Here is a 13,839-nt window from a genome sequence, read left to right as displayed (position 1 = left end):
GACGAGAAACCTCAGTCCTCGGCGAGCCGCCGCCCGGCGTCGCGGCACGCGGCGAGCACGGCCCGGGCGTACGCCGGGGTGGCGCCGGCCAGCCCGCACGCCGGGGTCACCACGACCTGCTCCGCGAGGCGCGAGCGCGGGAAGCCGAGCCGGTCCCAGAGCTGGCGTACCCGCTGCGCCACCTCGGCCGAGGTCGGCGCGCGACCGGTCGACGGCGGGCTGGTGGGCGCGGCGCCGGCCAGCAGCCCGAGCCCGGCGTCGATCGCCTCGCCGAGCGGGTCCAGGTCGGTGACGAGCGCCAGGTCGAGGGCGACCCCGACGGCGCCGGTGGAGCGGATCAGCTCGATCGGCACGTCCGACGCGCAGCAGTGCACCACGGTCGGTACCCCGACCCCCTCGACGACCGAGCGCAGCAGCGCCGCGGCGTCCTCCGACTGCACCGCCCGGTAGACGCCGAGGCCGCTCTCGGTGGGCACCCGCCCGGCCAGCACCGTCGGTAGCGACGGCTCGTCGAGCTGGAGCAGCACCGAGGCCCGCGGCAGCCGGCGGGCCACCGCCGCGAGGTGCCCGCGCAGCCCTTCGGTGAGCGACCCGGCGAGGTCACGGACCGCCCCCGGATCGCGCAGGAGCCGGCCGCCGATCGGCAGCTCCACGGCCGCGGCCAGGGTGTACGGCCCGGCGGCCTGCACCTTGATCGGGCCGGCGTACTCCTCGGCCTGCTCGGCGAGCTGGTCGAGGTCGCGCTCCATCAGGTCCCGGGCGCGGCGCAGGTCGCGGCCGGGGCGCGGGGCGATCCGCCAGCGGGCCGCGTACAACTCCACCGGCAGCTCGACCAGCAGGCCGGCACTGCGGCCGATCAGGTCGGCGCCCGGGCCGCGCGCCGGCAGCTCCGGCAGGTGGGGCAGGGCGGGGAGTTCACCGAGGACGATCCGCTGCGCCTCGGCGATGTCGGTGCCGGGAAGCGAGCCGATACCGGTCGCCGCGCCGGCCGGCCACGGCCATGCCTGATCTGTCACTGCCGCAGGGTATCGGGTGGGCGGCCGGCCGGGGCCGGGGCCGGGCCCGCGAGCGCGCCGCCGCGGTTCAGCCGGTGATGGTGGCGGAGCCGAGCACCACGTCACCGGCCGGGTCGGGCCGGTAGGCCACCACGGCCTGGCCGGCGGCGACGCCCCGGACCGGCCGGCGCAGCTCGGCGTGCAGGGTGTCGCCGCCGAGCGCCACGGTGGCGGGCACCACGTCGCCGTGGGCGCGCAGCTGCACCTCGCACTCGACCGGCGCGGCCGGGTGCGGGCCGCCGGTCCAGACCGGGCGCTCGGCGCGGACCTGGGACACCTCCAACGCCTCGGCCGGGCCGACGGTCACCGTGTTGGTCTTCGGCGTGATGGAGAGCACGTAGCGGGGTCGGCCGTCCGGGGCCGGCCGGTCCAGGTGCAGGCCGCGCCGCTGGCCGACGGTGTAGGCGTACGCGCCGGTGTGGCTGCCGACCACCGCGCCGGTGCTCGCGTCGACCACCTCGCCGGGCGCCTCACCCAGCCGCCCGGCGAGGAACGCCCGGGTGTCGCCGTCGGCGATGAAGCAGATGTCGTGCGAGTCCGGCTTGTCGGCGACGGCCAGCCCCCGGCGGGCGGCCTCGGCGCGGACCTCCGCCTTGGTCGAGTCGCCGAGCGGGAAGACCGACCGGTCCAGCTGCGCGCGGGTGAGCACGGCGAGCACGTACGACTGGTCCTTGGCGATGTCGACGCTGCGGCGCAGCAGGCCGTCCGGGCCGAGCCGGGCGTGGTGCCCGGTGACGACGGCGTCGAACCCGAGGGCCACCGCGCGGTCCAGCACCGCCGCGAACTTGATCTTCTCGTTGCACCGCAGGCAGGGATTCGGGGTACGGCCCGCCGCGTACTCGGCGACGAAGTCGTCCACCACGTCGGCGTGGAACCGCTCGGCCATGTCCCAGACGTAGAACGGGATGCCGATCACGTCGGCGGCCCGCCGGGCGTCCCGGGAGTCTTCCAGCGTGCAGCAGCCGCGCGCCCCGGTGCGGTAGGTCTGCGGGTTGCGCGCGAGCGCCAGGTGCACGCCGGTCACGTCGTGCCCGGCCTCGACGGCTCGCGCCGCCGCGACCGCCGAATCCACCCCGCCGGACATCGCCGCCAAGACCCTCACCAGCCACACTCCCTTCCGCCCCACAACCCTATCCGCCCCGCCCGCGACCCCTCATCCACGCGCCACCCGTCCCGCCACCCGGTCCGCCGATCATGCAGTTCTGGTGGCGGACAAGGTGTTCTTACCGGGGCGGAACGGGCACCACAACTGCATGATCGACGCAGTGGTGGGGTGATGCAGCGGTGGGCGGGTTCAGGGGCGGGGGGTGCGGTAGGAGGCGGCGCGGCGGGCCCGGTCGACGGCGGCGGGAAGTGCGGCGATGAGCGCGTCCACGTCCGCCGTGGTGGAGGTGTGGCCGAGGGTGAAGCGCAGGGACGAGCGGGCCCGGTCGTCGTCGGCGCCCATCGCCAGCAGCACGTGCGACGGCTGGGCGACGCCGGCCGAGCAGGCGGACCCGGTGGAGCAGGCGATGCCCTGGGCGTCGAGGAGCAGCAGCAGGGCGTCGCCCTCGCAGCCGGGGAAGGAGAAGTGCGCGTTGCCGGACAGCCGGTCGGCCGGATCGCCGTTGTAGATCACCTCGGGCACCGCCTGGCGGACCCGTTCGATCAGGTCGTCGCGGAGCGCGGCGACCCGGGCCGCGTACTCCTGCTGGCCCTTGACCGCCGTCTCGACGGCGACCGCGAAGGCCACGATGCCGGCCGTGTCGAGCGTGCCCGAGCGGACGTCGCGCTCCTGGCCGCCGCCGTGCAGCAGCGGGGTCGCCGCGACGTCCCGGCCGAGCAGCAGGGCGCCGACACCGATCGGGCCGCCGAGCTTGTGCCCGGTCACGGTCAGCGCGGCCGCGCCGCTGGCGGCGAAGTCCACCGGCACCTGGCCGACCGCCTGGATCGCGTCGGTGTGGAACGGCACGCCGTACTCGGCGGCGACCGCGGCCAGCTCGCTCACCGGCTGGACGGTGCCGACCTCGTTGTTGGCCCACATCGCGGTGACCAGAGCGACCTGGTCGGCGTGCGCCACCAACTCGGCGCGCAGCGCGTCCGGGTCCAGCCGGCCGGCACCGTCCACTGGCAGCCAGCCGACCTCGGCGCCCTCGTGCGCGGCGAGCCAGTCGACCGAATCCAGCACCGCGTGGTGCTCGACGGAGCTGGAGACCACCCGGCGGCGGGCGTCGTCGGCCGTCCGGCGGGCCCAGAAGATGCCCTTGACCGCGAGGTTGTCGCTCTCCGTCCCGCCGCCCGTGAAGATCACTTCGGACGGCCGGGCGCCGAGCGCGGCAGCCACCCGTTCCCGGGACTCCTCGACCCGGCGACGGGCGCGCCGGCCGGCCGCGTGCAGCGACGACGCGTTGCCGACCTCGCGGGCGGTGGCGACGTACGCCTCCAGTGCCTCGTCGAGCATGGGGGTGGTCGCCGCGTGATCCAGGTAAGCCATCACCGTTCAGCCTACGGCCGGGCGGTGGGCGCCCGACGGCCGAGGGCACCGTCGGAGAGCGGGATGGACCGGGCCGAGGATCTCGCCCACCTCGCACGGCCGGCGATGAATGCCCGGGACGTGCCGGGGTACTAGGGGGCGCGGGCGATTCATGTCGGATAGCACGGCCCGCGGTGCCACCGATCGCCGCGGCTAAGGCATACTCGGTTGTCGACGTCTTCCGCCGAGCGACACAGCCTGCCTCCTGCGGCGACCGCACGCCCAGGGGGCACCCTGACGGGCTGATCGGCGGGCCGGCTCAGCTCCCCGGCCCGCCGATCAGCTCCCTCACCGGCCGTTCCCGCAGCACACGCACGACGAGTGGCCACCCGGCATCGGATGGCCACTCGTGGTGTCTGCGGCCCGGGGGCGACGACCGCCGCCCCCGGAAACCGCGTCACTTGCGCTTGCGGATCTCCTCCGCGGCCTGCGGGACGACCTTGAACAGGTCGCCCACCACACCGAAGTCGGCCAGCTCGAAGATCGGCGCCTCGGCGTCCTTGTTCACCGCGACGATGGTCTTCGAGGTCTGCATGCCGGCCCGGTGCTGGATCGCCCCGGAGATGCCGAGCGCGACGTAGAGCTGCGGGGAGACGGTCTTGCCGGTCTGCCCGACCTGGAACTGGTGCGGGTAGAAGCCGGAGTCGACTGCCGCCCGGGACGCGCCGACCGCACCGCCGAGCAGGTCGGCGATCTCCTCGACCAGCTTGAAGTTGTCGGCGTTGCCGACGCCGCGACCGCCGGAGACGACCACCGACGCCTCGGTCAGCTCGGGCCGGGAGCCCTTCTGCTCGGCGACCCGCTCCACCACCTTGGCCAGCTTGTCGGTGTCGGCCACGGTGACGCTGAGCTGCTCGACCGCCGGGGTCGCGGCGGCCGGCACCGGGTTCACCGAGTTCGGCCGGAGGGTGACCAGGGGCAGGCCACGGGTGACCTTGCTCTTGACGATGGTGGAGCCGGCGAAGGCGACCTGGGTGGCGGTGCCGTCGGCGGCCAGGGCCACCACGTCGGTCAGGATGCCGTTGTCCAGCTTGACCGCCAGCCGGGCGGCGATCTCCTTGCCCTCCTGGGAGGAGGCGAGCAGCACGGCCGCGGGCTGGACCCGCTTGACCAGCTCGGCCAGCACGGTGGCCTTCGGCGCCACCAGGTAGCCGTCGATCTCCTCGCCCTCGGCGGCGTAGATCTTCTCCGCGCCGTACTCGCCGAGCTTGCCGCTCAGCGCCTCGGCCGCGCCGGACCCGCCGAGCACCACGGCGCTGGGCGTGCCCAGCTCGCGGGCGAGGGTGAGCATCTCCAGGGTGACCTTCTTGACGCCGAATTCCCGAGTGGCTTCGACGACGACGAGAACCTCAGACATGTCCAGACCTCTCACACGAACTTCTCGGTGGCGAGGAACTCGACCAGCTTGACGCCGCCCTCGCCCTCGTCGGTGACCTTCTCGCCGCCGGAGCGCGGCGGGCGCTTGGCGTGCTCCAGCACGGCGCTGGTCGCGCCGTCGAAGCCGACCTCGCTCGGGGCGACACCGAGGTCACCCAGGGAGAGGGTCTGCACCGGCTTCTTCTTGGCTGCCATGATGCCCTTGAAGGACGGGTAGCGCGGCTCGTTGATGGTGTCCCAGACGGAGACCACGGCGGGAGTCGCGGCGGTGACCACCTCGTAGCCCTCCTCGGTCTGCCGCTCGACGGTGAGCGTGCCGCCGTCGACGGTGAGCTTGCGGGCGCCGGTCAGCGCCGCCACGCCCAGCCGCTCGGCGATCATGTGCGGCAGGACCTGCACCCGACCGTCGGTGGACTCGGCGCCGCAGATGACCAGGTCCGCGTTGAGGGTGCCCAGCGCGGCGGCGAGCACCTTCGAGGTCGTCACGGCGCAGGAGCCGTGCAGGGCGTCGTCCACGACGTGCACGGCCTTGTCCGGGCCCATGGAGAGCGCCTTGCGGATCGACTCGGTCGCCCGGTCCGGACCCATGGTCAGGATGGTGACCTCACCGCCGTGCGCTTCCTTGATCTTCAACGCCTCTTCGATGGCGTACTCGTCCATCTCGTTGATGACGTTGTTCGCCGAACCGCGGTCGACGGTGTTGTCGTCACTGCGCAGGTTGCGGTCCGCGCCCGAATCAGGCACCTGCTTGACGAGTACGACGATGTTCATCGCGCTTCGACGACCCTCCTGTGTGGTGTTGCGATCGCTCGCCCGGTGGGCGCAGCCTCGCCTGTCAGTTGACGCCCGGTCAACCGCGAGCTGCTGTGCAGTTGCCCACGAAGGCCATGTTACCTGCCAGTAGGTTCGGCCTCCCGGGCACTCGGAGTGACACAGCTCACCGCGCCGCCTCCGTCTGGGTAAAGTTGCATATCGGGAGGTATGGGGACATGTTGGATAACGGGCACCGATCGGGGAGGGGCCCTGGCCGGCTGGCCGGTCGCTCCGACGTCTGCCGCCGACCGCCGTCCGACACCTACCGCTGTGCCTGCGGGCGGGTGCGGGACCGCTGCGTCCGGGCCACCGTCCGGGCGCTCTGGTCGCCGGCGCGCCGGGTGCCCGCGCCGGCCGCCGGACTCAGGCCGGCTCGGCCAACGCCGCCCTGATCCGCTCGATCACCGCCGCCTCGGCGGGGGCGACTCCGGCGTGCGCCCGGGCCACCCGGTCGGCCGCGGCCAGCACCACCGACCGGTACGCCGCCACCTCCGCCGGTGACTTCTCGTGCAGGATCCGCAGCGCCCGGGTGAGCGCCGGCAGCACCGTCGACTCGATCTCCAGGGCCGAGTCGCGGGGCAGCTTCGGCAGCGGGCCGGTGGTGAGCGCCTCCTTGACCATGCCGCTCGCGTCGGCGAACGCCCCGGACGCGGCCGCGCTCTCCCTGAGCACCGACAGCATCCCCGGGTCGGCGTTCGAGACCAGGAAGACCGCGCCGAACGCCCCCGTCTTCAGCGTCAGCCGCTCCTCGTCCGTCAACCGCTGCTCCACGATCACGGAGTGTAGACGTACGGGGTGGTCGTGGTGACCGGGACGAACCCAAGCCGCTGAAGGATCGGGCGGCTGTCGTCGGACGCGTCGACCTGCAACAGGGTGTGTCCCCGCTGGTCGGCGAGCCGGGCCCGGTAGGTCACCAGCGCCCGGTAGATCCCCCGGCGCCGCCACTGGGCCAGCGTCGATCCGCCCCAGAGCGAGGCGAAGCCGGTGGCCGGCAGGTAGCGGACCCAGCCGGCACTCACCACCGTCCCCTCCGCCTCGGCCACCACGACGGTGATCGAGTGCGGGTCGGTGGCAATCTCCCGGCCCAGCGCGTCCGCGAGATGGCTCCGGTCGGCCTGCCAGACCGCCTCCTCCATCGCCACGATCCGCTCCAGGTCCGCCCGGGCGGTCACCTCCCGCAGGCGTACCCCCTCCGGCACCACCGGGAGCATGGCGGCCAGCGGCGCGACCGGGCCGATCACCACGGTCTCCCGCTCCTCCGGCACGAACCCGGCGGCCCGCAACCGATCGGGCAGGTCGGCCGGCTCGTCGTGCCCGGCGAGCTTCCACTCCACCGCCTCGCCGCGCTGCCGGAACAGCTCCACCTGCCGCGCGATCAGCTCGTCCAGCGCGGCGCCGGTCAGCCCACCCAGGTCCTGGTAGGTGAGGAAACCACGGCGGTCGAGCCCGAGCACCCGGTGCAGCGGCCCGTCGCGCTCGACGGTCACCCCGGCCGGCAACGGGTCGGGCAGCTCCGGCCGCAGCTGGGTGTCGTACGCGGTGCGCAGGGTGGCCACATCAAGATCCGTCATCGCTTCAGGCTACGACCGGGCGCCAGCGGATAATGGGCGACGTGTGGGAGTCGATCAGGCGCTGGTTCGACCCGCGGGAGCTGCGCTCGGTCGGCAACACCCCGGACTACCGGTTCTCGCTGGCCAACGAGCGGACCTTCCTCGCCTGGCTGCGTACCGCTCTGGCGCTGGTCGCCGGCGGGCTGGCCGCGGCCCAGTTCCTGCCGCCGCTGCCTCTGCGGCACCTGCGTGAGGCGATGGCGATCGCGTTGCTGCTGCTCGGCGGCGCGGTCGCGATCCGCGCGGTCGACCACTGGGCGCGTACCGAACGGGCCATCCGGCTCGGTGAGGAGCTGCCCGCCTCCCGGTTCCCGGCGGTGCTCGCCCTCGCCGTGGGCCTCGGTGCCCTGCTGCTGGTGATCGCGGTGCTGCTGCGAGCCGTCGGCGGACGGTGAGCCGGGCACCCCGGCCGCCGGGCCCGGTGCCCGGCCCGGAGCCACCGTCCGGCCCGACAGGCAGGCCGGGCCGGGGCGCCGCAGGCCGGCCGCTGCCCGACCCCGGGCTGCAACCGGAGCGGACCCGGCTGGCCTGGCGGCGTACCGGGCTCTCGGTGACCGTGGTGACCGTGCTGGCCCTCCGGATAGCCCTCGCCAGCGATTTCGACGGCGCGCTGCTCGCCGCCCTCACCGTGCTGACCTCGGGCGGGCTCCTGCTGCTCTGCTGGCGGCGGGGCACCGGGACCGGACCGGCGCGCAGCGGTGGGCGGACCCTGCCGCTGGCCGGCGTGGGCACGGCGGTGCTGGCCCTGCTGGCCGTGCTGGTGATGCTGCGCGGGGTGTGGTGACCGGACCGGGTGCGCGATGATGGGCGCATGGCCCGGCTCTACGCCCTCCTCTTCCTGGTGCAGATCGTCCTCGCCGTCTGCGCCCTGATCAGCTGTCTCTCCGCCGAGGAGGGCGAGATCCGCGCCCTGCCCCGGATCGCCTGGGTGCTGATCATCCTGTTCTTCCCGCTGATCGGCTCGATCGCCTGGTTCGTCGCCGGTCGGGAACCCGCTCCCGGCCGACCGACCACCTCCGGGCCCAAGCGGTGGACGCCGGCGCGCGAGCGTCCTCGTCCCGTCGCCCCCGACGACGACCCCGAGTTCCTCGGTTCCCTCGCCGACCGGTCCCGCCCCGACGACCAGGAGCTCTTCCGCCGCTGGGAAGAGGACCTGCGCCGCCGCGAGGACGACCTGCGCAGCCGCGAGGGGACACCGCCGGACGGGCCGCAGCCGCCGCTGCGTCCCCGCGACAGCGAACCACCGCGCGAGGAGGACCGCCCGGAGGTGTAGCTGGGCGACGGCGGCACGGCAGAATCGACCACGTGCGGATCAGCCTGCTCGGGCCGCTGGAAGTCCACACCGACTCCGGGGCGCCGGTCGAGGTCGGCGGTGCGCGGCTGCGTCGACTGCTGATCGTGCTCGCCCTCGAGCCGGGCCGGCTGGTCAGCGCCGGGCGGCTGGTGGACGCAATCTGGGACGGCCAACCCCCCGCCGGCGCGGTGAACGCGCTCCAGGCACTGGTCTCCCGGCTACGCCGAGCCGCGCCGGGGCTTCCCGTCGAGGCCGGCCCGGGCGGCTACCGCCTCGCGGTCGAACCGACGGCGGTCGACGTGCACCGGTTCGAGGCGGCACTGACCGCCGGCCGGGCCCTGCTCGCCACCGATCCGTCCGACGCGGCGCGGCGGCTCGACGCGGGGCTCACCCTCTGGCGCGGACCGGCCCTCGCCGACGCCGCGGACGCCGACTTCGCCCGCGCGCCGGTGGCCCGCCTCGACGAGCTGCGGCTGGCCGGCACCGAGGACCTGATCGAGGCGCGCGCCGCGACTGAGGACCCGGCCGCCCTGCTGCCCCGACTCCGCGAGCTGGTCACCACCCATCCGCTGCGCGAACGACTCGCCCACCAGCTCATCCTGACGCTGCACCGCGCCGGCCGGCCAGCCGAGGCGCTGACCGAGTACGACCGGCTGCGGACCACGCTCGCCGAGACGCTGGGCGCGGACCCGGGGCCGGAACTCAACGCCCTGCACCTGGCCGTACTGCGCGGTGAGCCGGCCGCCGGCACCCAGCACCCGAGGTACGCCGAGGCGGCACCGGATCTCGGCGCCCCGACCATGCCGGGCGCCGGGCCGGTGAACGGCACACCCGGGCCCGCTCAGGCCGCTCCTACGGCGCCTGCTGACCGGCACCCCGGCGCCGCCGCGCCGCTGCGGGCCGAACGGGCCGCGCCCACCGACGAGCACCCCGCCGCCGCGCGGTTCCCGGTGCACCCGCCCGGCGGGCTGCCGGCGACGCTGACCAGCTTCGTCGGTCGGGAGGCCGCCGTCGACCGGGTCGGTGACCTGCTCGGCCGCTCCCGCCTGGTCACGTTGACCGGGCCGGGTGGGGCGGGCAAGACCCGGCTGGCCATCGAGTCCGGACGCGCGGTCGCGCACCGCTTCCCGGACGGCGTCTGGCTGGTGGAACTGGCCCCGGTCACCGATCCGGCCGAGGTGCCGCAGGCGGTGCTCGCCCTGCTCGGGCTGCGCGAGCAGGCACTGATCGCCGGTCGACCCCGGGTGCCGCCGGGTGAGGCGGTCGACCCGACGGCGCGGCTGATCGAGGCGCTCGCCCCCCGGTGCGCGCTGCTGGTGCTGGACAACTGCGAGCACCTGCTCGACGCCGCCGCCGAGCTGGCCGACCGGCTGCTCGGCGCCGCCCCCGACCTGCGGGTACTGGCCACAAGCCGGGAGCCGCTCGGCATCACCGGCGAGACGCTGCGCCCGGTGGAGCCGCTCGCCCTGCCACCGCCCGGCGCCGATCCGGCGGCCGCGGCGGCGTACCCCTCGGTGCGGCTCTTCATCGACCGGGCCGGCGCGGTGCGGCCGGACTTCGGGGTGGACACCGGGACGGTGGCCGCGGTGGTCGGCATCTGCCGAGCACTGGACGGCATCCCGCTCGCCATCGAGCTGGCCGCCGCCCGGCTACGGTCGATGACCGCCGACCAGGTGGCGGCCCGGCTGGACGACCGGTTCCGGCTGCTTACCGGGGGCAGCCGGACCGCGCTGCCCCGGCACCAGACGCTGCGCGCGGTGATCGACTGGAGCTGGGACCTGCTCGACCCGGCGGAGCGGGCGCTCTGGCGGCGGCTGGCCGTCTTCACCGGCGGGGCCACCGCGGCGACGGTCGAGCGGGTCTGCGCGGGCGGCGAGCTGCCCCCGGACGACGTGTTCGACCGGCTCAGCGCCCTGGTCGAGAAGTCGCTGGTGCTCGCCGTCGGCGACCGGGAACCGCGCTACCGGATGCTGGAAACGATCCGCGAGTACGGCCTGGCCCGGCTGGCCGAGGCAGGCGAGGGACAGCGGATGCGGCAGGCGCACGCCGCCGAGTTCCTCGCCCTGGCCGAGCGGGCCGATCCGGAGCTACGCGGGCCGGAGCAACTGCGGTGGATCGCACGGCTGCGCGCCGACCACGACAACCTGCACGCCGCGCTGCGCTGGGTGATCGGCGCCGGCGACGCCGGCACGGCGGTCCGTCTCGTCGGCGCGCTCGGCTGGTACTGGTGGCTGCGCGGGCAGCGCGCCGAGGGCGCCGACCTGACCCGCGAGGTCGTCGCACTCGCCGAGCGGACGGCGGCGCCACTGCCGCCCGAGGCGCTGGCCACGGCCTACGCGGTCGGCGGGATGAACCTGCTGGCCGGCCACGCCGACCTGGACGGAACCCGGGCCTGGATGCGGCGGGCCGCCGAGCTGGCCGACGACACGTCGGAGCACATCATGCTGCGCCTGGTCGGGCCCATGTCCGGGATGGTCGACCTGGCCGACCCGCGGGCCGCGCTGCCCGCGCTCCGGAAGCTCTTCACCGACCCGGAGCCCTGGGTGGCCGCGGTGGCCCGGCTGATGCACGGGCACATGGTGCTCAACGGCGGATCGCCGGCCGAGGAGGCCGCCGGGAACTTCCGGGCCGCGCTGGAGCTGTTCGAGACGGCCGGCGACCGGTGGGGGATCTCGACCAGCCGCTTCTCCCTCGCCGACCTGGCCACCCGGAGCGGGGACCACGCCACCGCCATCGCGCACCTGCGCGAGGCCCTGCGGGACGTGGAGTTGCTGGGGGCGGCCGAGGACGTGCCACAGATGCGGGCCCAGCTCGCGCACCTCTGGTGGCAGGCCGGCGACCGGGACCAGGCGCGCGCGCTGCTCGACGAGGCGTACCGGGAGGCCGAGCGGCTCGGCGCCGACGAGCCCCGGGCCGCAGTGGCATTCGCCTACAGCGATCTCCTCCGCGACGCCGGAGACTGGCCGGCGGCGGCGCGCTGGGCCGAGCGCGCCGCGGCGGTGGTCGGCCGGCGGAACGTGGCGCCACAGTGGCGGGCCATGGTGACCACCGCGCTCGGCCACGTGACGGCCGCCGTCGATGACCTGCCCGCCGCCCGGGCCCACCTCGACCGGGCATTGGCGTTGGCGATTGAGTCGACGGACGCCCCGGTGGTCTCGATCGTGCTGGTCGGCTACGCCGACCTGGCGCTGCGGGCGGGGCGCCCCGCTGAAGCGGCCACCCTGCTCGGCGGGGCCGACGGGGTCCGGGGCGGCAGCGACCGCGGTTCCCTGGACGCGGCCCGGGTGACCCGGGCCGCCCACGAGGCACTCGGTGAACCGGAGTTCGCCGAGGCGTACGCGGGCGGCCGGGGCACCCGGCCCGATCAGGCGTGCGAGCTGATCCGGGTCACACTCGACGCTTGAGCCCGCGCACCGCCAGCGGCGCGAAGATCACCGCGATGGCGGCCGCCCAGATCAGCGACTGCACCACCGGGCCGGCCACCGGCCCGTCGACCAGCAGGCCACGCAGCGCGTCGGCCAGCACGGTGACCGGGTTGACCTCGACCCAGCTCTGCAGCCAGCCCGGCATGGTCTCGGTCGGCACGAACGCGTTGCTGGTGAAGGTGAGCGGGAAGATCACCATGAAGCCGAAGATCTGCACCTTGTCGGGCTCGCTCACCAGCACCCCGACCAGCACCGAGATCCACGCCGCGGCGAGGGAGAAGGCGAGCAGCAGGGCGAACGCTCCGAGCAGCCCGAGCGGGCCGTTGCCGAGCCGGAAGCCGAGGATCATGCCGACCCCGATCAGCAGCGCCACCGACCAGGCCTGCTTGACGGTGTCGGCGAGGATCCGCCCGGCCAGAGGGGACCAGCGTGCGATCGGCAGCGCGCGCAGCCGGTCGAAGACGCCCTTGGTGAGGTCGTTGTTCAGCCCGAAGCCGGTGGTCATCGTGGCGAAGAAGGCGTTCTGCACGATGATCCCGGGAAGCGCGAACTTCAGATAGTCGCCCGGCGAGCCGGAGATCGCCCCGCCGAAGACGTACGTGAAGAGCAGCACGAACATCACCGGCTGGATGCTCAGGTCGAGCAGTTCCATCGGGTTGTGTTTGATCTGCACCAGGCTGCGCCAGGCGAGCGTGAGGGTGTGCCGCAGACCGGCGCCGATGCCGAGCCGGCGGGCCGGGACGAGCGGGGCGGTCAGGGTGGCGCTGGTCATGCCACGCTCCCTTCGAGGTTGGCGGCGGCCGGGTCGTCCTCGGCCCGGTGGCCGGTCAGCGACAGGAAGACCTCGTCCAGGCTGGACCCGCGCAACGCCAGCTCGGCCACAATGATCCCGGCCTCGTCGAGGCGACGAACCACGGCGGGCAACACACGCTGATCGTTCACCGGCACGGTGACGGTGTTCTGGGCGACCTCCGGAGCGACGCCGGCCACCGCACCGACGATGCTCACCACGGTGGGCAGGTCGGCGACGTCGGCCGGCCGCACCGCCAGGCTCTGCCCGCCGGTCTTGGCCTTCAGCTCCTCCGGGGTGCCCTGCGCGATCACCCGGCCGTGGTCGACCACCGCGATCTCGCCGGCCAACTGGTCGGCCTCCTCCAGGTACTGGGTGGTGAGCAGCACGGTCACCCCGTCGGCCACCAGCGACCGGACGATGTCCCACAACTCGTTGCGGCTGCGCGGGTCGAGGCCGGTGGTCGGCTCGTCGAGGAAGAGCACCTGGGGCCGGCCCACCAGGCTGGCGGCAAGGTCGAGCCGCCGGCGCATGCCGCCGGAGTAGGTCTTGGCCGCCCGGTCACCCGCGTCGGTGAGCTGGAAGTCGGCGAGCAGCTGACCGGCACGGGCCCGTGAATCGGCCCGGCTCAGGCCGAGCAGCCGGCCGATGAGCAGCAGGTTCTCGGTGCCGGTCAGGGTCTCGTCCACCGAGGCGTACTGACCGGTCAGGCCGATCAGCTGGCGTACCTGGTGGGCGTCGCGGACGACGTCGTAGCCGCCCACGGTGGCCCGCCCCTCGTCGGCGCGCAGCAGGGTGGCGAGCACCCGTACGGCGGTGGTCTTGCCGGCGCCGTTCGGCCCGAGCAGCCCGAAGACGGTCCCGGTCGGGACCGCCAGATCAACTCCGGCGAGGGCCGTGGTGGCGCCGAAGCGTCGCACAAGTCCCTCGGCGCGGATCGCGTAGTCCATCGCAACTCCTGTC

General features: G+C 74.6%; 13 protein-coding genes. 4 read left to right on the top strand and 9 right to left on the bottom strand.

Annotated features, from left to right (window positions below; genetic code table 11):
* Positions 1-11: 11 nt before the first annotated feature.
* The 7 genes from ACIBBA_RS08590 to ACIBBA_RS08560 form a co-directional block, all read right to left on the bottom strand.
* The gene (locus tag ACIBBA_RS08590; protein WP_396695100.1) at positions 12-1,016 is read right to left on the bottom strand and encodes a methionine synthase; all 1,005 of its coding nucleotides are present in this window, start codon (positions 1,014-1,016) and stop codon (positions 12-14) included.
* A 67-nt stretch (positions 1,017-1,083) separates the two neighbouring features.
* Positions 1,084-2,157 carry a tRNA 2-thiouridine(34) synthase MnmA gene (mnmA, locus tag ACIBBA_RS08585; RefSeq protein ID WP_396695098.1) on the bottom strand — a complete coding sequence of 358 codons (1,074 nt, stop codon included), beginning with the start codon at positions 2,155-2,157 and terminating at the stop codon, positions 1,084-1,086.
* 192 nt (positions 2,158-2,349) lie between these two features.
* The gene (locus ACIBBA_RS08580) at positions 2,350-3,528 is read right to left on the bottom strand and encodes a cysteine desulfurase family protein (protein WP_396695096.1); all 1,179 of its coding nucleotides are present in this window, start codon (positions 3,526-3,528) and stop codon (positions 2,350-2,352) included.
* A gap of 436 nt (positions 3,529-3,964) precedes the next feature.
* Positions 3,965-4,924, bottom strand: a complete 960-nt coding sequence (locus tag ACIBBA_RS08575; protein WP_396695094.1) for an electron transfer flavoprotein subunit alpha/FixB family protein — start codon at positions 4,922-4,924, stop codon at positions 3,965-3,967.
* Between the two features lie 11 nt (positions 4,925-4,935).
* Complete coding sequence (locus ACIBBA_RS08570; RefSeq protein WP_396695092.1) at positions 4,936-5,715, bottom strand: electron transfer flavoprotein subunit beta/FixA family protein; 780 nt, start codon at positions 5,713-5,715, stop codon at positions 4,936-4,938.
* A 405-nt stretch (positions 5,716-6,120) separates the two neighbouring features.
* Positions 6,121-6,534, bottom strand: a complete 414-nt coding sequence (locus ACIBBA_RS08565; protein WP_396695090.1) for a hypothetical protein — start codon at positions 6,532-6,534, stop codon at positions 6,121-6,123.
* Positions 6,531-7,328, bottom strand: a complete 798-nt coding sequence (locus ACIBBA_RS08560; RefSeq protein WP_396695088.1) for a GNAT family N-acetyltransferase — start codon at positions 7,326-7,328, stop codon at positions 6,531-6,533. The genes ACIBBA_RS08565 and ACIBBA_RS08560 overlap by 4 nt, the downstream gene beginning before the upstream one ends.
* Positions 7,329-7,369: 41 nt before the next feature.
* On the opposite strand from ACIBBA_RS08560, the gene ACIBBA_RS08555 reads away from it, so the two are divergent.
* The 4 genes from ACIBBA_RS08555 to ACIBBA_RS08540 are packed head-to-tail and all read left to right on the top strand — an operon-like array spanning position 7,370 to position 12,065.
* Positions 7,370-7,762 (top strand): YidH family protein, encoded by a 393-nt coding sequence (locus ACIBBA_RS08555; protein WP_396695086.1) that lies wholly within the window; start codon positions 7,370-7,372, stop codon positions 7,760-7,762.
* Positions 7,759-8,151, top strand: coding sequence for a DUF202 domain-containing protein (locus ACIBBA_RS08550; protein WP_396695084.1), 393 nt, complete (start codon positions 7,759-7,761; stop codon positions 8,149-8,151). Before ACIBBA_RS08555 ends, ACIBBA_RS08550 begins: the two co-directional genes overlap by 4 nt.
* A 27-nt stretch (positions 8,152-8,178) precedes the next feature.
* Positions 8,179-8,640: a PLDc N-terminal domain-containing protein gene (locus ACIBBA_RS08545; protein WP_396695082.1), complete on the top strand. Its 462-nt coding sequence runs from the start codon at positions 8,179-8,181 to the stop codon at positions 8,638-8,640.
* Positions 8,641-8,672: 32 nt separating this feature from the next.
* On the top strand, positions 8,673-12,065 hold the full coding sequence (locus tag ACIBBA_RS08540) for an AfsR/SARP family transcriptional regulator (protein WP_396695080.1): 3,393 nt from the start codon (positions 8,673-8,675) through the stop codon (positions 12,063-12,065).
* Here the strand turns inward: ACIBBA_RS08540 and ACIBBA_RS08535 are convergent.
* Positions 12,049-12,858: an ABC transporter permease gene (locus ACIBBA_RS08535; protein WP_350869437.1), complete on the bottom strand. Its 810-nt coding sequence runs from the start codon at positions 12,856-12,858 to the stop codon at positions 12,049-12,051. The two genes, ACIBBA_RS08540 and ACIBBA_RS08535, sit on opposite strands and share 17 nt — an antisense overlap.
* Positions 12,855-13,826 (bottom strand): ATP-binding cassette domain-containing protein, encoded by a 972-nt coding sequence (locus ACIBBA_RS08530; RefSeq protein WP_357052495.1) that lies wholly within the window; start codon positions 13,824-13,826, stop codon positions 12,855-12,857. The genes ACIBBA_RS08535 and ACIBBA_RS08530 overlap by 4 nt, the downstream gene beginning before the upstream one ends.
* Positions 13,827-13,839 lie beyond the last annotated feature (13 nt).

The organism is Micromonospora sp. NPDC051006 (genome assembly GCF_044456245.1).
Classification (GTDB): domain Bacteria; phylum Actinomycetota; class Actinomycetes; order Mycobacteriales; family Micromonosporaceae; genus Micromonospora.
This window is presented reverse-complemented; position numbering and strand designations above follow the sequence as displayed.

Excerpts from the sequence above, each read along its gene's own strand:
- ACIBBA_RS08580 (WP_396695096.1), bottom strand. The coding sequence starts at position 3,528 with ATGGCTTACCTGGATCACGCGGCGACCACCCCCATGCTCGACGAGGCA.
- ACIBBA_RS08575 (WP_396695094.1), bottom strand. The coding sequence starts at position 4,924 with ATGTCTGAGGTTCTCGTCGTCGTCGAAGCCACTCGGGAATTCGGCGTC.
- ACIBBA_RS08570 (WP_396695092.1), bottom strand. The coding sequence starts at position 5,715 with ATGAACATCGTCGTACTCGTCAAGCAGGTGCCTGATTCGGGCGCGGAC.
- ACIBBA_RS08560 (WP_396695088.1), bottom strand. The coding sequence starts at position 7,328 with ATGACGGATCTTGATGTGGCCACCCTGCGCACCGCGTACGACACCCAG.
- ACIBBA_RS08545 (WP_396695082.1), top strand. The coding sequence starts at position 8,179 with ATGGCCCGGCTCTACGCCCTCCTCTTCCTGGTGCAGATCGTCCTCGCC.
- ACIBBA_RS08535 (WP_350869437.1), bottom strand. The coding sequence starts at position 12,858 with ATGACCAGCGCCACCCTGACCGCCCCGCTCGTCCCGGCCCGCCGGCTC.
- ACIBBA_RS08530 (WP_357052495.1), bottom strand. The coding sequence starts at position 13,826 with ATGGACTACGCGATCCGCGCCGAGGGACTTGTGCGACGCTTCGGCGCC.